The organism is Cyclobacterium amurskyense (genome assembly GCF_001050135.1).
GTDB lineage: Bacteria > Bacteroidota > Bacteroidia > Cytophagales > Cyclobacteriaceae > Cyclobacterium > Cyclobacterium amurskyense.
Genome location: NZ_CP012040.1, coordinates 139,673 through 161,900, shown reverse-complemented (window position 1 = coordinate 161,900; position 22,228 = coordinate 139,673). Strand labels below are relative to the sequence as shown.

At 39.7% G+C, this 22,228-nt stretch carries 18 protein-coding genes; 15 read left to right on the top strand and 3 right to left on the bottom strand.

Annotated features, from left to right (window positions below; genetic code table 11):
• Window positions 1–115 precede the first annotated feature (115 nt).
• Genes CA2015_RS00650 through CA2015_RS00640 form a run of 3 tightly spaced genes read right to left on the bottom strand, consistent with a single transcriptional unit; the run spans window position 116 to window position 2,092 of the window.
• Window positions 116–880 carry a hypothetical protein gene (locus CA2015_RS00650; protein WP_048640138.1) on the bottom strand — a complete coding sequence of 255 codons (765 nt, stop codon included), beginning with the start codon at window positions 878–880 and terminating at the stop codon, window positions 116–118.
• Between the two features lie 19 nt (window positions 881–899).
• Window positions 900–1,565 (bottom strand): hypothetical protein, encoded by a 666-nt coding sequence (locus CA2015_RS00645; protein ID WP_048640137.1) that lies wholly within the window; start codon window positions 1,563–1,565, stop codon window positions 900–902.
• Entirely contained in the window at window positions 1,562–2,092 is a 531-nt protein-coding gene (locus CA2015_RS00640) for an RNA polymerase sigma factor (protein ID WP_048640136.1), read from the bottom strand. Before CA2015_RS00640 ends, CA2015_RS00645 begins: the two co-directional genes overlap by 4 nt.
• Window positions 2,093–2,627: 535 nt before the next feature.
• Here CA2015_RS00640 and CA2015_RS00635 point away from each other — a divergent pair.
• The 15 genes from CA2015_RS00635 (at window position 2,628) to CA2015_RS00565 (ending at window position 22,171) form a co-directional block, all read left to right on the top strand.
• Entirely contained in the window at window positions 2,628–5,759 is a 3,132-nt protein-coding gene (locus CA2015_RS00635) for a SusC/RagA family TonB-linked outer membrane protein (protein WP_048644279.1), read from the top strand.
• Between the two features lie 27 nt (window positions 5,760–5,786).
• The gene (locus CA2015_RS00630) at window positions 5,787–7,262 is read left to right on the top strand and encodes a RagB/SusD family nutrient uptake outer membrane protein (RefSeq protein ID WP_048640135.1); all 1,476 of its coding nucleotides are present in this window, start codon (window positions 5,787–5,789) and stop codon (window positions 7,260–7,262) included.
• Between the two features lie 312 nt (window positions 7,263–7,574).
• On the top strand, window positions 7,575–8,495 hold the full coding sequence (locus CA2015_RS00625; protein WP_048640134.1) for an amidohydrolase family protein: 921 nt from the start codon (window positions 7,575–7,577) through the stop codon (window positions 8,493–8,495).
• A gap of 73 nt (window positions 8,496–8,568) precedes the next feature.
• Complete coding sequence (locus CA2015_RS00620; RefSeq protein WP_240477899.1) at window positions 8,569–9,288, top strand: amidohydrolase family protein; 720 nt, start codon at window positions 8,569–8,571, stop codon at window positions 9,286–9,288.
• Window positions 9,289–9,362: 74 nt separating this feature from the next.
• On the top strand, window positions 9,363–10,733 hold the full coding sequence (locus CA2015_RS00615) for a DegT/DnrJ/EryC1/StrS family aminotransferase (protein ID WP_048640133.1): 1,371 nt from the start codon (window positions 9,363–9,365) through the stop codon (window positions 10,731–10,733).
• A gap of 39 nt (window positions 10,734–10,772) precedes the next feature.
• Window positions 10,773–11,714, top strand: coding sequence for an amidohydrolase family protein (locus CA2015_RS00610; RefSeq protein WP_048640132.1), 942 nt, complete (start codon window positions 10,773–10,775; stop codon window positions 11,712–11,714).
• Window positions 11,715–11,750: 36 nt separating this feature from the next.
• Window positions 11,751–12,632: an amidohydrolase family protein gene (locus tag CA2015_RS00605; protein WP_048640131.1), complete on the top strand. Its 882-nt coding sequence runs from the start codon at window positions 11,751–11,753 to the stop codon at window positions 12,630–12,632.
• Window positions 12,633–12,663: 31 nt separating this feature from the next.
• Window positions 12,664–14,052 (top strand): sulfatase family protein, encoded by a 1,389-nt coding sequence (locus CA2015_RS00600; protein ID WP_048640130.1) that lies wholly within the window; start codon window positions 12,664–12,666, stop codon window positions 14,050–14,052.
• 15 nt (window positions 14,053–14,067) lie between these two features.
• The gene (locus CA2015_RS00595) at window positions 14,068–15,192 is read left to right on the top strand and encodes a plastocyanin/azurin family copper-binding protein (protein ID WP_048640129.1); all 1,125 of its coding nucleotides are present in this window, start codon (window positions 14,068–14,070) and stop codon (window positions 15,190–15,192) included.
• Complete coding sequence (locus CA2015_RS00590) at window positions 15,192–16,709, top strand: DUF7133 domain-containing protein (protein ID WP_053086626.1); 1,518 nt, start codon at window positions 15,192–15,194, stop codon at window positions 16,707–16,709. Before CA2015_RS00595 ends, CA2015_RS00590 begins: the two co-directional genes overlap by 1 nt.
• Before the next feature lie 813 nt (window positions 16,710–17,522).
• Window positions 17,523–17,723, top strand: coding sequence for a hypothetical protein (locus tag CA2015_RS00585; RefSeq protein WP_048640128.1), 201 nt, complete (start codon window positions 17,523–17,525; stop codon window positions 17,721–17,723).
• The gene (locus CA2015_RS00580) at window positions 17,713–18,042 is read left to right on the top strand and encodes a type II toxin-antitoxin system RelE/ParE family toxin (RefSeq protein WP_048640127.1); all 330 of its coding nucleotides are present in this window, start codon (window positions 17,713–17,715) and stop codon (window positions 18,040–18,042) included. Before CA2015_RS00585 ends, CA2015_RS00580 begins: the two co-directional genes overlap by 11 nt.
• A gap of 361 nt (window positions 18,043–18,403) precedes the next feature.
• On the top strand, window positions 18,404–19,339 hold the full coding sequence (locus CA2015_RS00575; protein ID WP_048640126.1) for a DUF4249 domain-containing protein: 936 nt from the start codon (window positions 18,404–18,406) through the stop codon (window positions 19,337–19,339).
• Window positions 19,326–21,722, top strand: a complete 2,397-nt coding sequence (locus CA2015_RS00570) for a TonB-dependent receptor (RefSeq protein WP_084011569.1) — start codon at window positions 19,326–19,328, stop codon at window positions 21,720–21,722. Before CA2015_RS00575 ends, CA2015_RS00570 begins: the two co-directional genes overlap by 14 nt.
• Window positions 21,723–21,727: 5 nt before the next feature.
• On the top strand, window positions 21,728–22,171 hold the full coding sequence (locus CA2015_RS00565) for a hypothetical protein (protein WP_048640124.1): 444 nt from the start codon (window positions 21,728–21,730) through the stop codon (window positions 22,169–22,171).
• Window positions 22,172–22,228: the final 57 nt, after the last annotated feature.

Genomic DNA, 22,228 nt, shown 5'->3' with positions numbered 1-22,228 from the left:
AAAATAGCACGGTTGAGCCATGCTATTTTTTTGAAAAGAGAATGTAATGCCTGTTTTTTCTAAAAAACTATGGGTATTTTAAAAAAATCGGTTAGTTATTTCTTTATGTTAGTTTTTACCAAAACCTTACTCCTATTGTAGGATAAAGGGTGTTAAGTTTGTTGGTGCCAACTACCCCTACCTGAATAGAAATGACTTGACTGACTTGCCTTCTGTAGAAAGCTTTGATCGTAGTTTGGTTGAATAGTTGGCTTTTCTCTTCGTTCAATAGGTAGCCAATGCCTATCATGTTTTTATTATTGGATTTGGGATTGAATAGCTCCCAGCTGAATTCCGCATTTAAAAACCAATTGTGATTGACTGCTACCTTGTTTTCAATTTTTTCCGGGAAAAAAACGGAGTTGGTAATCGAAGCGCCAATATCAAATTTTCTCCAAGAAATCTTACTCCTAAACCCTATCTCAGGTGTGAAATAACCTCCCGTATAATCTAATCCTACAGGAAAAGTCATTTCTAGCCGATCTGCATAAGGGACATATTTTTTTTCAATGTTGAGAATGACTCTGTCCACACTTGTCTGTGGAAATGCCTCGGCTAGCCTGTAGGTAATGGTTTTAAACTCCGGAAATTCAGTTGCTTTATTAAGAATGGGCTTAAATTTTAATTTTAAGTCCTCTGGGCTGTGCTCATTAGAATTAAACAATAATAAAAGTTTGCCTTGATTTGGCAATTCAAAAGCCAGGGAATCAGTAACCGGCCAATCTTCGTCCATCCATTCCTGGGTATTTTTAGGCAATTGGTTTTCTACTTGCTGAGCAAGGATTTCAAATTGGATTGCGCATAGCAATGCCATTAAAGACAATTGAATTGATCTTTTCATAACGAGAGAATTTAGAATATTAGTTTTTTGATTTATTGAACTTAACTTGAATTGTAGCCGTCGGGTAATTGACGTTTTCTACTTGTATTTTTTCTTTTCTTCCAAAAGGAGAACCGCTTGAATTTGGTTTTTCTGCTTCCCAAGTGATTTTCACTTCATGGTAAGTTTTTTTATTGGCTACCATTGGAGGCTGAATAGTTGTTTTATTTATAGTGAATGTTTTTTTTATTATTGTAGGGGGAAATGCCATTCCACTAGCTGTAATCGGTTCTGTTTTCTTGCGGTTAATTGGTGGGGAAATTTTCACCTCAGAAGAAGGAAATTTATTTGTTGCTATTTTTTCAGGGATCCTTTCCCTTGGATTTATTACTTCAGGTGCTAAATAATTATCAGGAGCAATTAACTTTGGTTTTTCTGTGAATAAAGGTGATTTTTCGTCACCCTGAAAGGATAAGAAGAAATCGATTCCTGAAAATAACAGGAACATGGCAATAGCTGCGGCACCTAAATAATACCAGATTACCGGCCTTTTCGGTTCCTCAAGCCTTTTTTCAATCTGTCCCCAGATCTCGGTATTAGGCTCCCTGATGGGAAGTTTTCTGCTATTTTCTTCCAGCTGTTTGTCGAAGGTTTTCCTTTCTAAAATCTTATTCCAAAGCTCTGGGTTGGGGTTGTGTGTCTTCATGCCTTAAGGAGCTTAGTGATTCTACTTTTAAGTAATGATTTGGCATAGTGCAACTGAGATTTTGAAGTGCTCACTGTGATACTAAGTAGTTTTGCCGTTTCTTTATGCGAATAGCCTTCCACTGTCGTGAGTAGAAAAACAGCCTTGGCCCCAGAAGGAAGACTTAGTATGGCCTGATCCAGTATTTCTGCATCAAACCAAGAATCAAATGCTTCTGTAGTCTCCATTTCCTGATTTTCTACCGGTTCAAAATAGATCTTCTTTTTGCTAAAGTGTATCGCCTTTCGAACAGCGATGGTTTTCATCCATGAAATAAGTGCTTCAGGGTTTTTCAATTTTCGTATGTTCTGAAATACTTCTACATAAACATCTTGAAGAATGTCATGAGCCTCTTCCTCATCACCGATTATTCTGTAGCAAGTTGAGTACAACATTCCTTTGGTCATTTCAAATAACTGAAATTGAGCATTTCGGTCATTTTGGTTGATCTTTTTTATCAGTGTCGCATCTGGCTTTGGTATACTCATTTTTCGTCCATATGTATAAAAGAGTCAGAAACCCGGCAAAAGGTTGGAAGACGACTAAAAAAACTTTTTAAAATGTAAATCCAGGCTTTTACTCAAGTTAACCATTTTACTTGGTCCACCAATGGAGTTATTATAGTCTGGAAAATAATTGGATTAAAGGTGGGCGATAAATTGCTGATTTTAAGTGTTGCCTGACATTTAATGATCTTCATTTTTATTTAGCCTTCTTTTTCAAGATCAATCATTAGAAATACTCCATTCATCACTTTTATACTTTGAAAAGTTATCTTTTATATTCTGTGACTGGTTTAATTTTATTTAATCTTCAATTAAGTAAAATACTATAAAATTGTTTGTTACTTGAATAAAATTTAATAGGTTTAAGGTAACGTAACCGAAAAGATGATTAATGTTCTAATTCTATAATTAGACATATTTAATTCCAATTTTAGAATTTATACTATAATTATTATTTGGGTTACAAAACCAAATGAATCTTTATATAAGTATAATTAACCACTTAAATCAATCAGTTTTGGAAAAAAAATACAATGGAAAAATGGGGAAGGAAGAATTCCTTCCCGTCCTAAGCAAGATCAACCGCCTTTTTTATTTAGGGGTTTTTACAATGATCTTATTTCTGGGTTCAGGGCTTGCCTCAATGACCCTTGCACAACAACGAACCGTCTCTGGTACCGTCACTGATGTGGAGAGCGGTGAAACACTTCCTGGTGTTAATATCCTAATCAAGAATACGAATATTGGAACAGTCACTGATATTGACGGAGCCTTTAACTTAAAGGTGTCTGATGAAGGTGCTGTTTTAGTATTCTCTTTCGTAGGCTTTGTAAGCCAAGAGGTAGCGGTAAACAATCGACAGACCTTTGCTATTAACCTTGTTCCAGAGCAATCAGACCTGGATGAAGTTGTGGTAATTGGTTATGGAACAAGGAAGAAAACTTCTGTTACTTCATCTATTTCTAAATTAGAAAACCAAAACCTAGACCAATTGCCGGTTGGCAGGCTTGAAAATGTCCTTGCAGGAAGAATGGCAGGGGTTAATATTTCCAATACCCGTAACCGGCCCGGTGACGCGCCTGACATTAGGGTTCGTGGACTCGGTTCCATAAGTGCGGGAAATGACCCTTTGGTAGTCATCGATGGCTTTCCTGGAGGAAACTTAGGTCAATTGAATATGAATGATGTGGAATCCATTGAGGTGTTAAAAGATGCCTCTTCGACCGCTATTTATGGTTCAAGAGGTGCAGGAGGAGTGATATTGGTTACAACCAAAAGAGGGTCGACCCAAAAACCTGAGTTAAAAATCAACTCTTATTTTGGAATGTCCAATGCCCTTGTTCATGACGATTGGTTGACAGGAGAAGAATGGCATAGCTATTTGGCTAAATACCAGAACAGGGAATTTGCATGGGCTGGGGGAGATACTTCCATTCCTATTTGGGGAGATCCAAGAAGACCTTTGACCTACCAGGTCAATCCACTTACCAAAGAACTTCCTCAAACCATTTGGCAGGATGAAGTGCTTCAGACCGCTACCATCCAAAACCACAATATTTCCCTTTCTGGTGGTACCGATAACACCAAATATTATTTGTCAGGTACTTATATGGATGAGGAAGGCGTATTGAAAACTTCCGGGTATAAAAAGTATAGTTTTCGTGCGAATGTTGATGTGAAAATCAATGAGATGATAAGCATGGGTATGGAATTGAGCCCTTCCTATTCCAAGACGAGGTATGCAGGATCCAATATGGTTTCCTTAGTAAAATATCCACCCTTTGTCAGCCCTGATTACATTGACGGGAAATACCCTCGTACTTATGATTACATTCCAACTGGTCACTCCGGACAGGCTAGTCCCTATGTTTACCTTTATGGAACGGAGAATTATTCCAACGTTTTTACAAATATCGGGAGGGCTTTTATCAATTTGAACCTTATGGATGGACTTAGCTTCAAAACCTCTGTAGGAACAAATATCGCTTTCACGAACAATGATTATTGGAGTGGTGGGATTGGAGATACTCGAGTAAACACCAACGGGAATGTCTCGGATGCAAGAAGTATAAATCTAGTCAATGAGAATGTACTGAATTATACCAAAACCTTTAATGATGTTCACAATGTAGGTGGTTTGCTTGGTGCTTCTTACCAAAATTCAACCTCCAGGTCCCTAGCGATGTATGCCGTTTCCAATTCGTTTAACAACGATAAGGTAAAAACCCTCAACAATGCCATTATCAATCCTGCCAATACTACACAGTCTAAATCTGAATGGGGCTTGGTTTCTTATTTTGCTAGGGTAAATTACGCTTACAAGGACAAATACCTCTTGGAAGGTTCTTTCCGACGAGATGGTAGTTCCAGATTTGGCCCTGAAAATAAATGGGGAAATTTCCCTTCCCTTTCAGCTGCATGGAGACTTTCTGAAGAAGAGTTTATAAAAAATATACCAAATATTTCAGAGTTTAAATTAAGAGCCAGTTATGGTGTTACAGGGAATTTTAATATTGGGAATTTTCAGTATCTAGGTTCTGTTGGATCTGTAAGTTATTCTCCTAATAATATGTTGGTAAATGGGATTGTTCAGAATTCCATGGCAAACCCCAGGCTTTCATGGGAAAAAACCAAAGGCTATGATTTTGGTTTTGAAATAAGCTTTCTTCAAAACAGGTTTAACCTGAATGTGGATTATTATGACAACCTAACCACGGGAATGTTGTACAATGTTAATACTCCTGCTATTACTGGATTTAGTAGTATTATAAACAATGTTGGTGAAGTAAGAAACAGTGGGCTGGATGTGGAGATCGACACCAGGAATCTGGTAGGTGAGTTCAAATGGAATTCTTCATTTAACCTTTCCATGAATAAAAATGAAGTGACCGACTTGGGAGAAGTGGATGAGCGAATCAATACTTATTGGTCAATGGACTTTCTATTGAGAGAAGGAGAACCAATGTTTTCTTATTATGGCTACAAGTCTATAGGTGTTTTTCAGAATGAGGAACAGATTTCTCAAACGCCAAGCCTAGCCGGAACAAAACCCGGTAACCCAATATTTCAGGACACGAACAATGATGGTGAAATTGATCCTGAAGACAAGGTGATCTTAGGAAGTTTTCAACCTAAAATGCAATTGGGCTTTTCCAATGAATTTTACTGGAAACAATTTGACCTAAGTATTTTCATGCAAGCTTCATTAGGAGCCAAAATGTTCAATGCAGAAAACCAATATTACGAGGGCAACACTTTGGGCGCCATGAGAAGATCATTGGTAGAAAACCAGTGGTGGTCTGAAGAAGAACCTGGTGATGGTACTAATCCAGCAGCAGCTCTAAGTCAGTTGTTTGGCTACAATACCAACAATGACTTTTACTTAGAGGATGCTTCCTACCTTAATGTGAGAAGCATAAACTTAGGTTATACTTTTCCTGATTTCTCAGAAGGAAAAGGAATTAAAAGTTTAAGACTCTATGCGTCTGTTAATAACGCATTAGTTATTAAAAACAAAGGAAATCATGCCTACAATCCCGAAGGGACGACAAGAGGAGAAGTTTCAGGCATTAGCAGTACCCCTGGGGTAAACCTCGGTTCAGAACCCTTGAATAGAACATTTGTCTTGGGACTTAACATTGGCTTTTGATTGGTATAGGCACGAAAAAACAGAAAAATGAAAACTTACAAATTAATTATACTAAGCACATTAGCGATTTTGCTAAGCTTTACTTCCTGTCATGATGATCTGCTCAATCCGATTCCAGAATCATTATTGACCAATGTCAACGCTTTTGAAAATTCGAATGACCTGGATCTGGCAGTTTTGGGGATTTACAATCGATTGCAATCAAGGTTTCCAACGGATTATGAATTGATGGAAATTCCTTCAGACAATATGTATGGTTATTATTTTGCGACCTCTCCAGGGATGGCAGAAATAGGATTACTGGATGTTAGCCCTGAAAATCCCAGACTAAATGTCTTTTGGAAGGATACTTACAATGGTATTTTTAGAGCCAATACTGTCTTGGAAAATATTGAAGTGCCCACAGATTATAGCACTGAATTAAAAGACAAACATACAGGTGAAGCGAAATTTTTGAGAGCTTACTTCTATTTTGACCTGGTAAGGATTTTTGGAGGTGTGCCAGCAGTGACAAGTATCATCGAGGTGGAGGAATCCAGACAGGTTCCAAGAGCCACTGAAACAGAAATTTATGCATTAATTTCCAGTGACCTGAATGATGCCATTGCCAAGCTTCCAACTACTTCCGAACAAGGAAGGTTGTCCAAAGCAGCAGCCATAGCACTTTTGGCTAAGGTGAAAGTTTATGAAGAAAAATGGAGCGATGCCAAAACCTTATTGGAAAGGCTGTTCGCAGATTACGATTATGAATTGTTGCCTGATTTTAAGGACCTATTTCGCATAGAAACTGAGGTAAACGTTGAATCCATTTTTTCCTTACCTTATTTGGAAGGTACCAATGGACATAGCCTAACTTATGCCTTGGCACCTACTGCAGGCGTTTACGGCGTTATCAATAACGGTAGCAGGGTTGGAAGACCAACATGGAATTTGCATAAAGCTTATGACCCTGAGGATTCCAGGTTTAGTGTAACCATCACAGAATGGCAACGAACTTTCTCTTCTGCACCTGATGATGAACCTTTTTGGTTTCCTTACTTCAATAAATTCATTATTCCAATCGACAATATCAGTAGTTCAGGACTGGATTTGCCTGTTTTGAGATTAGCTGACATGGTATTGCTTTATTCCGAAGCACTGTACCAATTAGGTGATCAGGAAACTGCTCTAGCACAGTTGAATAGCATCAGAGAAAGAGCATTTGGGGATTCAGACCATAATTATACTTTGGTAGACATTGCCACTCCGGAATTGTTCATGGACAAACTGTTATTGGAAAGAAGACTTGAATTGGCCGTCGAAAACAACAGGTGGTTTGACCTGGTACGTACTGGCAGATTTACTACAGCTTTGACTCAACTTGAAAGTGAGTACAATCCCTCTACAGAACAGGCAGTGATTCAAAATCTGAATGCACAAGCCTATATGAAATATTTCCCAATACCTTATGAGCAAATTCAATTGGCAGCTCCAGGGGTAATGGAACAAAATGATGGTTATTGATTAGATCGATTAAACATAGATTTAGCTAAAGGACAAACCTTTGCTTAATTCCATCGAGATTTTGTCAGTATTGTTGCTCAAAAATAAGCAACAATACCGCCAAAATCAATACAACTCTATTTTCATGCCACGGGCTAACACCCGTGGCTATGATATTACGCCCCGTAGGGGCTTGTGAAATGACATTAAATAAGAAGGTCATTTCACAATTCCTGTGAGTGTAGGATGAGTTGAATTTAATTATACAATGGACTATGGGATAGGATTTATATCCTAAAATAAGTTAACTCCTTGAACAAAAAACAATAGGTCATGGGCATAACAAGAAGAGAATTTTCACTTAGTGGAACTGTTTCCATTTTTGGTTTGATGACGGGTGTTCCACCTATTGATTTCAGAACAAGGGCATCTGGAGAAAATGATTTTGATTTGATGAGAGAGGTGAATAAGTACAGGAAAATAGATGCCTATGCTACTTCTAACATGACTCTGGATCAGCTAAGAGACCAAATTGATTTTGCAGACAGGCTATCTATAGAAAAGATGTTTGTTGGTATGCCCATGTTGCCTATAAAAGCTACTCCAGAAGAGTTCAGGAGTATCAATGATAAGGTGATCAAAGGAGTAAAAGCCTACCCTGATCGATTGGTTGGGGAATTTACTATTAACCCTACTTATAAAAAGGAGGCGATTGATGAAATCAACCGCTGTGTAGACAATGGACTTGTGGGTACCCGTTTGTACAATCAGGTAAAGATCAGTGACCCATTGTATGAACCCATTATTGAAAAGCTCTCTGAATTAAAAATGATTGTTTTTATGCATGGAGAGTGTCAGCTAGGAGTAGGAGGGTACCGAATGAAGTATGATGCTGGAAAATTTCCTGGCACTTCTACACCGGAAGATTTTGTAGCCGCTGCAAAGAAATTTCCAGATGCCAATTTCCAATTTGCCCATATCGGAGGTGGAGGAGATTGGGAATGCATGTGTAAAACCTTTGAACATACGCCCAATATATATTTGGACACAGGAGGCAGCAATAATGAAGAAAACATGATTGACTTCGCCCTTAAGTATTTGGGTGAGGACAGGCTTTTTTTCGGAACGGACAACAGTTACTATCAAAGCGTAGGAAAAGTACTGGCTTCCAACCTCAATGAAGGACAGAAAAGAAAACTGTTTTTCGACAATTACAATGCTTTGCTGAAGAAAGGAGGTTTTGGTGTTAATTGATACCAATGCCTATGTGGGCAACTGGCCTTACAAGCAGATGGCGTATTCAACCTGTGAATCACTGCTGAAAAAAATGAATCAGTTTGGAGTTGACAAGGCTGTAGTCGCCAATATGAGCGGGATTTTCTATAAAAATTGTCAGGCAGCCAATGAGGCATTGTTTGCTGAAATTGAATCCTCAGCCACCTATAAAGAAAGAATTATTCCATTTGCCATTATTAATCCTTTCTACCCCGGATGGAAAAGTGATTTTGATAAATGTGTAAAAGTCGGAATTAAAGGCATACGTATTTATCCCCAATACCACGATTATCAATTGACGGATTCCGCATGTGTTGAATTGGTGAAAATGGCCCGAGACCATGACTTGGTTGTTGGGCTGACCATGAGAATGGTCGATAGCCGACAGAAATCCTGGATGGACTTGGATCAATTAGCAGGTACAGATAAACCCGAGCAAGGCTTAGTGGATTTATTGCCCATAATAAAGGAAGTGCCAGCGGCCAAATATTTTATATTAAACCTTGCAAATGGTTATCAGCTTAAAAATGACGACTTTGAGTTAATTATGAAAAGTAAGGTCCTCATGGATACTTCCGGTCGATCCCTGGCCAATATGGCACAAGCACTGGAATTCTATGGAGAAGATAAATTTGCTTTTGGGACCCATGCCCCGATACTGGATTACCTAACAGGAATGTTGCGTATTGAATCATTACGCGAAGAAGAAGCAAGCCAAAGTACCAAAGATTTGCTGAGGTGGAGAAATGCCCAAAGCATGTTGAATTTATAATTATGGTCAATGCTTCTTATGGCCGAATGGCGAATCAGGAAATTATTCTTAAAACAATTAATGCCACATAAGCAATGAACAAAGCATACAGTAGGAGAAAATTCATGGCTGGTCTTTCTACCAGCTCTTTGGCCATAGCCGCCTCACCTGTTTTGCCTGGACTGGGCAATGTATTGATCCAAAACAAAGAAAAGCTGGCTATTTTAGGAGGCACAGCCATAAGAGAAAAAGGCAGGATAGGGCCAGCTTGGCCATATGTGGATGATCAAATGGTGAATGCCATCGTCAAAACAACCCGAAGTGGCATATGGAGCAGGATACAATCTGCTACAGGCAATGTGCCCACTTTTGAGAAGGAATTTGCCAGGCAGATTGGGGTTGGGTACAGTGTAGGAACAGGATCTGGCACCCAGGCCTTAAGTACTTGTGTAGAAGCCCTTGGTATTGGTCCAGGTGATGAGGTGATAACTTCTCCTTATACGGACATGGGAACTATTTCTTCTATTTTAACCAGTAGGGCGCTACCGGTGATGGTAGACCTTGACCTTACTTCATTCCAGTTGGATCCAGAGGAAGTAGCCAAAAAAATCAATACAAATACAAAGGCTATAATGCCAGTCCATATTATGGGCGTACCTGCGAACATGGAGCGTATCATGGAATTGGCGAGAAAGCATGGTTTGAAAGTAATAGAAGATTCCTGTCAGGCACCTTTTGCTCGCTATCAGGGGAAGGCCATAGGTACTATAGGGGACTTGGGCTGCTTTAGTTTTCAGGCAAGTAAAGCGATTGCCTGCGGAGAAGGAGGAGCTGTGGTCGGAAACGATCAGGCTTTGATGGAGCAATGTTATACGGTTCAGAACAGAGGGGCTTCCAGAAAAGGTAGGAATGAAACCATTGGCCCAAAATACAGGATGAATGAATTTGAAGGGGCCATACTTATGGGACAGTTGCCGGGGGCCAAGGATAGGTTTTTGAAGCGAAATGAAAATGCTGAATACCTCATAGCTCAGTTGGCAGACATTCCTGGACTGACTCCACAGAAAAAGTACCCAGGAACCGAAAGCAGTTCCTATTATCACTTTGCGATGTCCTATAACAAAGAACATTTTAATGGTGCTGACAGGAGCCTGTTCTTAAAAGCGCTGAATGCGGAAGGGATTCCTATGGGCTCCTATATTAAAAACGGACTGCACAAAGAACCTTGGATCCAACATGTTTTGGGCTTGGATGAATACCAGACCATGTATACAAAAGAAAGAAGGGAAGAGTACGCTAATTCGCTGGATCTCCCAAATTGCGATAAAATTTGTAACGAAACGCTTATCTCCTTCTGGGGCTCTGGAATGCTTTTAGGCTCTCGTCAGGAAATGGACGAGATAGTCGCCGGGATTACGAAAGTATACGAAAACAGGGACAGTTTGAATAAAATCAAAACCAGCTGAAAAACTTTAACCACCATTGAAAGCCTGAATAACAACATTATGAAAAAAGTAAACCGCCGCAGCTTTTTTAGTACCACACTTAAAGCCACTGCCGCTGCCTCATTGCCACTTAGTTTTTCGACCAACCTACCGGAGGATGTAAAAAGTAAACCCAATTTGTTTGCCGGAAAGCCAGGTGTCATCGATACCAATATCAATTTGTTTGATTGGCCATTTAGAAAACTGAAATACGGTGAGACCGATGCTTTGCTAGCAAAGTTAAACAAACACAGGGTGGAAAAAGCCTGGGCAGGCAGCTTTCAAGCACTTTTTCACAAAGACATCAATGGCGTCAATGAACGACTGGCCAAGGAATGCAAGCATAATGGAAAGGGAATGTTGCTCCCATTCGGTACAGTAAATCTGGCTTGGCCGGATTGGGAAGAAGACCTGAGGCGTTGCCATGAGGTATACAAGATGCCTGGTGTTAGGATTTACCCCATTTACCAAACCTTTGATCCAAGCCATCCGGATTTTGAAAAATTGGTAGCTCAGGTAGAAAAAAGGAAAATGATCTTACAAATTGTAGGAGACATGGATGACAGTAGAAATCACCACCCGATCGTCCTCACCAGGGGAGCAGACATGAATCCTTTGGTAGACATCATTAAAAAATACCCTAAGGTAAAAATTCAAATGCTTTACTGGACCCATAAAATTACCGGAAACCTTTTGGAGCGGTTTATCAAGGAGACCAATGTAGTTTTTGATACTTCCAGAATTGAAGGGAGTGGTGCAATAGGACAACTGATTGAAGGCAATCCTTGGAATGGAAAAAAAGGAGTTCCATTGGCTGCAGAGCGCATATTGTTTGGTTCTCATGCCCCTTATTTCCCCGTTGAAGCAAGCTTATTGAAGCTTATGGAATCACCTTTATCGGTAGAACAGGCCAATGGGATTTTGCAGGGGAATGCCAATATTTTCATGAATTCCGCCCTATAGTTTATTTGAAACGCCATTTACTTTAATCAATCCATTATGAACAATTTTGCCATAGATCCCCATTTATACGGACTTCCGGATTTAGAAGAATTAAAAGCATTTAGAATTTGGGATACCCATTACCACGGGTTTTTGACAGGAACCGAGCCTATTAAACAACACCAGGAAATGCTTTTCTATGTAAAGAGAATGGGGCTGGAGCGTATCATTTCTGTGGATATTGGTGGAACCTTAAGCGATCCTCTGGATCCTAAACCGCATGATGCGGCCCAGCTAGAAATATTGAAGAATGATCCGGACTGGATTTCAGGGATTATCCCAATAGACCCTGGCTTTCCGGATGAGAGTTTAGCTAAAATGAAAAAGTGGATTGCCAACGGACCTTGTGTAGGTATCAAATATGTAGGAGGAAATAAGCTGGGAGTGACCTGTGATGCAGATCAAAACGATAAGATCATTCGCTATGCTGCCGACTTAGGAGCTGTGATTTATATCCATACCTGGATTAAAGTAGGAGGAGAGCCTAGATGGCCCGGGGGAGGAAATTTAGAAGGGGAGTCTACCCCGATGGATGTAGCGACGCTTGCCAAACGATTTCCGAATGTGCCATTGATTTGCGGACATGCAGGAGGAGATTGGGAGTTGGCAGCAAGAGCCATCAGGCCTTACGAAAATGTATTGTTCGAATTTAGCGGTGCAGATCCGCATTCTGGATCTGTTGATTATGCTGTAGATGTAGTGGGTGTTGACCGAATCGTTTGGGGTGGACATGGACCAAGTCGCTCTTTTTCTACGGAAATGGCTAAAGTCCTAGATGCCTCCCTTTCCCAGAAAGAACGCATGAAAGTATTCGGTGAAAATTACCGGAAAATTGCAAAACCAATATTTGCATCAAAAGGCATAAATATTACGGTCTAAGTAGCCTATCTGTGAACAAATTGACATGATTATGAGACTTAAAAGCTTGCTCTTTTCTTTATTGTTTTTGGTTGGAACGCATGGGTTTGGCCAACAACAAAAGCCTAATGTCCTATTGATTATATCAGACGATCAAGGCTATCATGACCTTGGTTCCTTTGGTAATAAGGATATTCTTACCCCTCATTTGGATCAATTGGCAGCAGAAGGAGTGCGGTTGACTAATTTTTATGTCACTAGTTCTGCTTGTACCCCTTCTAGAAGTGGATTGCTTACAGGAAGGTATCCACAAAGAAATGGCACTTTTGAGCTCTTTCGTAACAATATGGTCAATTATGGGCATCAGTATACTGATTACGAATACAGCGTTTCTCCGGAACGGATCTTAGGGACAGACCTTAGAGAAATCTTTATTTCCGAAGTATTAAAAGAAGGAGGCTATACCAATGGCTATATAGGAAAGTGGGATTTAGGCCAATTGAAGCGGTATTTACCAATGCAGCAGGGCTATGACAAGTACTATGGTTTTGCCAACACAGGGATTGATTATTTCACCCATGAGCGCTATGGGAGTCCATCCATGATCGATGGCAACCGGTTATCCATAGCCGACAAAGGAACTTACGCAACAGACCTTTTTGAAAGGGAAGCACTGGAATTTATCAATGGAAGTGAAGGAAAACCCTTTTTTCTAACCTTGGCCTTCAATGCTCCTCACAGTGCTTCGAATTTAGATCCAGAGATTAAAGGCACTGTTCAGGCCACTGAAGAGTACTTGAAAATGTACCCCAAGTCAAACACAAAACGAGGGGAAAAACAAAGGGCATACAAAGCTGCCATTACCCAAATGGATCAGTCCATTGGTACTATTTTAGAAAGGATAAAGGAAATGGGGCTAGAGGAAAATACCCTGGTAATCTTTCTTTCTGACAATGGTGGTATGTCATTGGCAGACAATTCTCCTTTAAGAGGAGGTAAGGCCCAGTTTTTTGAAGGCGGTATAAGAGTCCCTTGTTTGGTCAAATGGCCGAGTAAACTTGAAGCCGGACAAACAAATGATGCCTTTTTGACTTCTTTGGAATTGTTTCCCATGATGGTTGCAGCGGCAGGTTTAGAACTACCTGAAGCCATCATTTATGATGGCTTTGACATGTTACCGGTACTTCAGGGTAAAACCGATGCTGAAAGAACAGAAATGTTCTGGGAGTTTAGAGGTGATCAGGCAGCCAGAGTTGGGGATTGGAAATGGGTGCAGTCCGCAAAAGGAAATGGATTGTTTGATTTGAAACAGGACATTGGAGAACAAAATGATTTGTCTTTAGAGAAGCCTGAAATTCTGGAAGAGCTTACCCGAAAATTTTCAGAATGGAAAGAGGAGATGGAAAATGCAGCACCAAGAGGTCCTTTTAAGGATTTTTAATTGATACAATTAGCTATGGTTATAAAATACAGTACAACATTAATTTTCTGTTTTGCGCTCCTGCTACATTCAGCACTTCTGGCACAGGGTGATGGCAAGAAAATCACTTCCATTGAATTAAAAGCAATTCCCGGGCTTCAATTTGACAAGGTCAGGTTTTCTGTTGCTCCGGGGGCTGAAGTCAAGCTCACTGTCACGAATAGTGATGATGACATGCCCCATAATATGGTCATTACTAAGCCTGGATCAAGGGCTGACGTAGTCCTTGCAGCCCAGCAATTGGCAGAAAAAGGCCCGGAAATGAATTTTATTCCAAAGAGTCCTTTGGTGCTATGGTCCATTCCCGTAATCTATTCGGGCGAGAGCAAAACCATACAGTTTAAAGCGCCCGAGGAGCCTGGTATTTATCCTTTTGTATGTACCTATCCCGGTCATGGCTTTATCATGTATGGCTACATGTATGTGACTGAAAACGGTATAATGCCACCACTAGAAAACGATGAAAACATCCCACCTTTGCGAAGAACCGGAGACAAGAAAGTGCAGGATACAGAAAGTGCTGCCATGCACCATCATCCCAAATTGCATCCATACGATAATGTGCCTCCTTACCTTTACCGGGTTTTTATCGAAGAATCCAGCCTTGCCAGTATAGCCGTCCACCTTCCCAAACAATTGTCGTATTGCTGGGATGCAGCATTATGTCAGTTGCAGTTTGCCTGGCAAGGAGAATTCCTGGACAATACCGATCTATGGCACGGCCATAAAAATGCCTATGCAAAAGTGCTCGGTGAAATATTTTATCAGGAGAAAACGGAATTCCCTATACGGATTGGTAGTAGAGAAAGCATTCCAAGTCCTGAATTTTTGAGGTACAAATGGATCGATGGCTACCCTGAGTTTCACTATTTGCTTTCAGGAGTGGAGGTTCACGAAATTATTCATCCAAACAAAGAAGGCACAGGATTGATCAGAACAATAAAGGTTAACAATGCAAAAGAACCTGTCTGGTTTCTATTCAATGCTGATGGGCAAGTGGAGTATGGGTTTAATAAGGGTGAAACAGAAAATGGTGCCTTGAAACTGAGTCCAGATGAAGCAAAAGAATTTACCATTAGGATGACTAAAAGTAACAAGTGATGACAAAAACGAGACATTTATTAATTGTACTATTAACTGGTCTTTGTATTGTTACAGCCTGTAAGCCCAAACCACAAGGAGCAGGTGCCACTTATCAGGTAGCTACAATCCCTGTTCCCGATGGTTTATTGGCAGAAACCGGTGGGCTTGATTTTTTATCAGATGGCCGGTTGATCGCTTGTTTTACCCGAGGGGAGGTCATGATTTTTGACCCTAAGACCAATGAATGGCAGCTATTTGCTAAAGGGCTACACGAGCCATTGGGCTTGGTGGTAATCAATGATGCTGAAATTGTGGTATTGCAAAGACCTGAATTGACACGGATTACGGATACGGACAAGGATGGTAAAGCCGATGTATATGAAAAGATAACGGATGATTTTGGGATATCCGGCAATTACCATGAGTTCAATTACGGGCCTGTTAGGGACAGTGAAGGAAATTTTTACATCGCCTTGAATACCGCTTCATCTGGTGGAGGCATTAGGGAGAATGTTCGGGGTGAGTTGCGGCTAAATGGCAGGGATGGTGCTGATGGAAAAAGACAAATGTATTCTGTTGTTCCTTACCGAGGTTGGGTTTTGAAAATTCAGCCCAATGGAAAGGTTATCCCTTTTGCTTCAGGTTTCAGGTCCCCGAATGGATTGGGCTTTGATGATTCTGGAAATTTATTTGTTACCGACAACCAAAGTGACTGGGTAGAGACGAGCACGTTGTACCATGTCAAAAAAGACCGTTTCTTTGGACATCCTGCAAGCCTCGTGTGGCAAGAAGAATGGAAAAATGCAGACCCATTTTCACTCCCAATTTCAACATTGGACAGTCTTCGTACCAAGGCGTCGGTATTGTTTCCACATGGAATAATGGCCAATTCTCCCACTCAACCCTTATTAATTAAAAACAACGAGCAGTTCAAAGATTTTGAAGGGCAATTTCTGATTGGAGAAATGAATAGGGACCGGATTTTCCGGGTAATGCTTGAGGAAGTCGCAGGGGAATTTCAAGGGGCTTGTATTCCATTTGTTGATGGACAAGGTTTGAGAGTTGGCAACAACCGCCTGGCTTTTGGGCCGGATGGAAGTTTATGGGTAGGGCAAATTGAACATGGCTGGAGAGGTGATCAGGGCATTCAAAAGATTTCTTCCACCGGAAACCCACCCATGGATATCGCCAAAATGTCCCTGACTAAAAATGGTTTTACCATAACCTTCACTCAAGCGGTAAATCCGGAAGGCGCTTTGGCCATAAAAAATTACCAGTTGCGTCGGTATTATTATGCGTATCAGAAAAAGCCGTTTGATGAGCCGGTAGATAAGTCTACGCAAAGAGATTTACAATCCGTGGCCATAAAAGACATCACCATATCTGCTGATCATATGAGGGTGGAATTGGTTTTGGAAGCGCTAAAACCAGGGTATGTTTATGAGCTAAAATTAGACAGTATTTTCAATCAGGCCGGAAAGCCCCTCGACAATCAACTCATAGCCTATACCCTCAATAATTTATTGCCTTCGTGAAAATGAAATAGGAAGTTTGATCAACACCTAATCTACTATTTCTGAAAGGATCGCAAGCACATTGATAGGAAGGAGTAGATGCAATCTACTCCTAGTGGTGTACAATTAATTGACCTGGTGGACTGAGTGTAGTTTGCAACTACACTCAAATATTCGACACTATGTGAAAGGTAGATGCATTATTCCTAGCGTGTTAGCGAAAGTGAACTTGTTTTTCGCAACACTGTTCAACCCCATCCGGGGTTGTGGGAAAGGTAGGTAACAGCTTTTCCGTGAGTTGCCACTCACGGTTATTATAGTTCAGGTCCTTCAGACCTGGGATTTGTGAGGTAATTGATGTAATCGATTTAGTTCTTTCGAATGGTCCATTATCACGAAAACCAAAGAAGCCTGTAGGGCTTCAATAATATTAATTACGGGTGAAAACTCGTGGACGGCGAATAACCATCAATTCCTCAACCCCGACGTGGGTTGAACAGGGTTCTGCTAATTTTTTAAAGTAGCTAATAGTAATCGAGATGTATATTTCTATTGATAATAAGGAGTAGATGCAATCTACTCCTAGCATAGAGTGAGGGCTTGATTGCAAATAGTTATTTTCAGTTCATGGTTCAATCAAGTTGTAATTAAATCTTGTACCACCTACTTATTTGTCTGATTTAACTTTTGGGATGTTCTTAAATGGATGACTATTGAATTTCTATTTTCGATTCTAGCGTTTTTTAACTATTTTCGTTGGATAACATTATTGTTTATATGCTCGTTTATCAATACTAGTTAAGGGAAGCTATAAAGCCAAAGGATTATTACAATATGAAGCAGCTAACGATCAATATCGCAGACAATAAATTTGAAGTTTTCCTAGAGTTCATCAAAACCCTGGATTATGTGAAGGTGGAAGATAGCGAAGAAAAAGCATTGGAAGAACTGCAAAATAGCCTGATACAAGTAAAACTAATGAAGGAAGGAAAACTACCCAAGCAATCGACCGAAGACTTCCTCAATGAGTTATAAGGTAATCCCTACGCCTGAATTTAAAAAGCTGGTTAAAAAACTGGCCAAAAAGTATCCTTCCCTAAAAACCGACTTACAACAACTGATTGAGACCCTGGTAGAAAATCCTGCATCCGGAATCCGTCTTGGACATAATCTTTATAAGATTCGGATGAAGATATCTTCAAAAAATAGAGGAAAGTCTGGAGGGGCCAGAGTGATCACCTTTATTGTAACCGATGACAGGGAAGTTTATTTGTTGCACATCTACGATAAGAGTCAGCTCGAAAATCTGACCAAGGAACAGATCATCGAATTGATCAATAATGCTGGGTTGTAAATGAGCAGAAAACTTTAGGTTGAAATACAAAGTGGCGCATTGATTTTTTCAAATATTTTGCACCTTAAAGTTCATCCTCTCAGAGAGTTGAACAGGGTTTTATCAATTCTTTTAAGCAACAGATGGTCTTCCAGATGTTCTTTTCTTTTGAAAATTAAGGAATAGATTCAATCTACTCCTAGTGGTAAAAAAAAGGCAGAAATCATTCGAATAACTAAATTTTTATATCAATAAAAATTTAGTTATTTTTATTGAATTAATAGTTACAACCTAAGCAAGGGGAAATGATCTTAATTTATGTTTATTGGTTTTTTACCCTAACCCCCCGTGAATTTATTTATTTAAGATGATTTGTTATTGAATGAGGATTATTTTTTATACAGTATGTTGCCTTTTATTTTCCAGTTGCATCACAGAATATACTTTGGACGGATCAGAGGATTTTGAGGAGCAATACAGTGTCAATGGGCTGATCAGGCCAGGTGTTCCAGCATCAATTTATATTCATAAAGTTGGCGATTTGGGAAAAATGGAAACAATATCTGATCCGTCCAAACTTAGGGTTTGGATTACTTGGAATTGGGAAGGTGAGGAAAAAATTGATTCTTTACAGTTTTCGGTAGATTACTTTGAAGGAGATGCCGAACTCAAGTTCAATACTTCGTATCACCTAAATGTACTTCTTCCTGATGGGAAATTGATAAAAGCCACAACTAACATTCCTTCACCGGCTCCTTCCTATGATGTTAATTTAAAATTTCCGGCTGGCTTTGTTCAGTTGGATAATATTACCGGACCATTTTCCAGGTTTGTGATGACGATGCCTGATTCATTGATTGAGGCTAAATATTATGAATCCATGCTTTTGCAGGTAGAGGAGAATGATGTGTCAAAATTTAAAATACAGTACTGTCGAAACGATGATACAGCGACATTAATCGAAAATTTGCCCTCAAATTACCTGCCTTATTTCCTTTTCCAAAACAACAAAGGAGACAAGCTTCCCATGATCTTAAATTTTGATAGCGTTAAAGCTAATCCTTTTTCTAATAGATTTATTTTTCGACTATCCTCCGTGTCTGAACAGTATTTTAGGTATAAAAAATCTCTACTTCAACACCTGGATGTCTTGTCTCATACTTCTGAATTTGACGCCCCCATGCTATTTTTCCCTGATATTTTTAAAGAGCTGCAACCTGTTTATTCCAATATTGAGGGGGCTGAAGGCGTTTTTGCCGGCTACAACCCTACCGATCTTTCTGTAACCTGCAATCTGTCCGGCTATGAGTGTATTTAAAACTGCTATTACAGGTTTTCTTTGCCTAATGAGTATCAGTTTATTGGCGCAAACCACTACGCTAAAGGGAAAAGTCAAAGATGCCGAAAGTGGAGAGGTATTGATAGGAGCAACTATATATGATACTGAATCCGAAACCGGAACCTTTACCAATGATTTCGGCTATTTTCAATTGTCTCCGAAAAAAGATTCCAGTGGAGTTCTCCGAATTAGTTTTGTTGGCTATAAAATACTGAATTTTGGCTATTCACCGGCCGATACAAATAAAATGCTATCGTTGGAATTAATTCCTTTGCATCTTAATGAGGTTGTTGTGCAGGCAGAACGCTTGGTAGCAATAAAATCAGGATCGGAGATCACGATAAATCATCCCTCTGAACTTTCCTTACCAACCTTAAAACCTGAGATAGATATTTTAGATATAATAAAAAATCAACCGGGGGTTCAACAAACGCTGGAAGGTTCTACAGGGTTTTCGGTACGTGGTGGAAATCCTGACCAGAATCTCGTGGTAATGGATGGCATCCCCGTATATAACGGAGGACATTTTGGTGGGTTTGTATCTATTTTTGATCCTTTTGCGATAAGTAAACTCACTTTTTATAAAGGTGGTTTTCCTGCCAAATTTGGAGGAAGAGCCTCTTCGGTACTGGATGTCCATCTCAAGCAAGGGGATATGAACGCCTATCATGGGGAATTTGTGATCGGGCCATTGTTCAGTAAGTTTTCTCTCGAAGGGCCTATTAAAAAGGGGAAATCCTCCTTTTTGGTGTCTTTTCGTAAGTCCAATGTTGATCTAGTTCTTGGTTCTTTATATTTAATCAACAAACCTGAGGAAAGATATGGCTTGAAGTTTCATGATTTGACTGTAAAACTAAATCATCAATTTAGTGATAAAAGCAACCTTTATTTTTCCTTTTATCAGGGAAGGGATAGGATTTGGGAAAAGCTGGACAGAGATTATTTTTCCGGAGACCAACCTGCAAATTTTTCCTTCAACCGAACCAACTCCTGGGGTAATTTATTTGCCAATCTAAGATGGGGGAAGGTTATTGGAAATAAACTTCATTTGAACACATCGGTAGCGCTTTCAAGTTATAATTATGATTATTCCCAAGAGGACCATTCTACAAGAGAAGAGAGTACCGATATGAGAAATATCAATAATTATGGAGTGGCTGTAAAAGATTACCTTTTCAAATCAGAATTGGAATATTACCTAAAGAAGAATGTCCAAGTGGATGTGGGTGGTCAATTAATTTTTCATGAATTTATGCCAGTAGATACTTACAGGTATCAACTGGATCAATCTGGATTTGGAGCAACAGAAAGGCAAGAAAATGTAAATTTAAATGCCTTTGAGGCCTTTGGTTATGCGCAGGCCTCCATTCACAATAAAAAAAGAAATCTTCATTTTAGGCCCGGACTGAGATTTGGGGTTTACGCTATTGATGACAACAATTTTTTTTCACTTCAGCCTCGAATAATGTTAACCTATCAAGTCCGAGAGGATATAGGAATGGAATTGGACTACAGCAAATCTTTTCAGCCGGTGCACTCGCTTAATTCTTCCGGCACCTCTCTGGAACCGGATATTTGGATTCCTGCCACCAGGAAGTTGGCTCCGGTAGAAAGCCATACTGTTTCTTTTTCAGTGACAAAGAACCATAAAAATTGGTCAGCAAGTGGCGGTTTGTTCTATAGAAGGCTAGAGAATTTAATTGAGGTCAACAGAAACAATGGTTTGTCCATAGCAACCACCGAATGGGAAGAGTCAATATTGGGTGGGGGAGAGGGAAGTGCATATGGCCTGGAGATTGGAGGGGACAGGCGTTTTGAGCGGTTGCTGGTTTCAGCCAATTATACCTTTAGCAGGTCATTCCGAAAATTTGACCTGATCAATAATGGTGAAAAATTTCCATTTATCTTTGACCGGCCACATTCCTTTAACCTGGAAGGCAACTACAAAATATCTTCCCGATCATCCCTATCATTAATTGGGACCATTCAATCTGGTCAACCTTTTACCCTAACCAATAAAAGCAATTTTCTCATAACAAATGCCTATTTCAGCAATGTAGCTGGAGCTGATATTGCTAACAATTATGACTTGAATACTCCCTTTCCTGTATTTTTTCAGGAAACGTTGGTTACAGAAAATATTAATGCGCTAAGAATGCCAATCTACCACCGAATAGATCTGGCTTATTCAAATAAAAAAAGGTGGAAAAATGGGTTCTTACGTGAATGGAATGTTTCTGTATACAATGTAATGAACAGAAAAAACCCCTATTTTATTTATTTGAATGCCAATAGCAATGGTTTTGAACAATTTACCCTGATGCCTATTTTGCCTTCCCTTAGTTGTAAATTAAAATTTTAATTTCCATGAAAAAACTACCTAATCTTTTTTTCAGGTACCTTACCTATTCCCTACTAATTTTAATGATTGGCTGTGGAGTGGATGTTGAACCGACCTTTGTAAAAAAACCTGATTTAACGATTCTTCCCGGAGAGGAAACACAGAAAGCAATAATTGGTCAGGAAATAGTATATGACATATTGCTAACGGGAGAGGATACCAAGTTCACATCGCTTACTGTAAAATTGTCTTATGGTGACGCAATCGAGGAGTACAAACTGGTAGACAATGAAATCGATGATTTTATTGAAACTCCCTTCAGTGAAAAGTTTTCCTTTCAACCCACTCAGGAGATGGTTGGAAAGCCAGTTACCTTACAATTTAGCTATATGATAGCATTGACAACCAATTCAGGTGGTATGGGATTCTCCGAAAATAGTAAAATAATCAATGTACTTGTAGAGGAATAGCCAAGGTATTGATGCTAGTTGAAGACATGATTCCCTTGGCTAAGCATTTTGGTTAAA

Coding starts and splice junctions, on each gene's coding strand:
- CA2015_RS00650 (WP_048640138.1), bottom strand. CDS start 880: ATGAAAAGATCAATTCAATTGTCTTTAATGGCATTGCTATGCGCAATC.
- CA2015_RS00645 (WP_048640137.1), bottom strand. CDS start 1,565: ATGAAGACACACAACCCCAACCCAGAGCTTTGGAATAAGATTTTAGAA.
- CA2015_RS00640 (WP_048640136.1), bottom strand. CDS start 2,092: ATGAGTATACCAAAGCCAGATGCGACACTGATAAAAAAGATCAACCAA.
- CA2015_RS00630 (WP_048640135.1), top strand. CDS start 5,787: ATGAAAACTTACAAATTAATTATACTAAGCACATTAGCGATTTTGCTA.
- CA2015_RS00625 (WP_048640134.1), top strand. CDS start 7,575: ATGGGCATAACAAGAAGAGAATTTTCACTTAGTGGAACTGTTTCCATT.
- CA2015_RS00620 (WP_240477899.1), top strand. CDS start 8,569: ATGAATCAGTTTGGAGTTGACAAGGCTGTAGTCGCCAATATGAGCGGG.
- CA2015_RS00615 (WP_048640133.1), top strand. CDS start 9,363: ATGAACAAAGCATACAGTAGGAGAAAATTCATGGCTGGTCTTTCTACC.
- CA2015_RS00610 (WP_048640132.1), top strand. CDS start 10,773: ATGAAAAAAGTAAACCGCCGCAGCTTTTTTAGTACCACACTTAAAGCC.
- CA2015_RS00605 (WP_048640131.1), top strand. CDS start 11,751: ATGAACAATTTTGCCATAGATCCCCATTTATACGGACTTCCGGATTTA.
- CA2015_RS00600 (WP_048640130.1), top strand. CDS start 12,664: ATGAGACTTAAAAGCTTGCTCTTTTCTTTATTGTTTTTGGTTGGAACG.
- CA2015_RS00595 (WP_048640129.1), top strand. CDS start 14,068: ATGGTTATAAAATACAGTACAACATTAATTTTCTGTTTTGCGCTCCTG.
- CA2015_RS00590 (WP_053086626.1), top strand. CDS start 15,192: ATGACAAAAACGAGACATTTATTAATTGTACTATTAACTGGTCTTTGT.
- CA2015_RS00585 (WP_048640128.1), top strand. CDS start 17,523: ATGAAGCAGCTAACGATCAATATCGCAGACAATAAATTTGAAGTTTTC.
- CA2015_RS00580 (WP_048640127.1), top strand. CDS start 17,713: ATGAGTTATAAGGTAATCCCTACGCCTGAATTTAAAAAGCTGGTTAAA.
- CA2015_RS00575 (WP_048640126.1), top strand. CDS start 18,404: ATGAGGATTATTTTTTATACAGTATGTTGCCTTTTATTTTCCAGTTGC.
- CA2015_RS00570 (WP_084011569.1), top strand. CDS start 19,326: ATGAGTGTATTTAAAACTGCTATTACAGGTTTTCTTTGCCTAATGAGT.
- CA2015_RS00565 (WP_048640124.1), top strand. CDS start 21,728: ATGAAAAAACTACCTAATCTTTTTTTCAGGTACCTTACCTATTCCCTA.